At 46.2% G+C, this 247-nt stretch carries 1 rRNA gene; it reads right to left on the minus strand.

What is annotated here, in order from left to right:
- Window positions 1-153: 153 nt before the first annotated feature.
- Window positions 154-247 (minus strand): 23S ribosomal RNA (locus GTP90_RS36305); the annotation flags it as partial.

Raw genomic sequence — 247 nt, forward strand, 5'->3', positions numbered from 1 at the left:
GACCAACTTGCTATGGTCATCAGGCATTGACTTGTACGGGCTGCGCGCATTCGCGTCGCCCAGAATCTGGAATTAGTAAGTAATTTAGGTAATGAAGTTGTATCAACGAACGTTCCAACATACTTCTCATTCACCATAACCTGCTAAGGTTATAGGGACAAGCCGTACGGGCAATTAGTATCAGTTAGCTTAATGCATTACTGCACTTCCACACCTGACCTATCAACGTCCTGGTCTCGAACGACCC

This window comes from Duganella vulcania (genome assembly GCF_009857655.1).
In the GTDB taxonomy this organism is placed as follows: Bacteria; Pseudomonadota; Gammaproteobacteria; order Burkholderiales; family Burkholderiaceae_D; genus Rugamonas; species Rugamonas vulcania.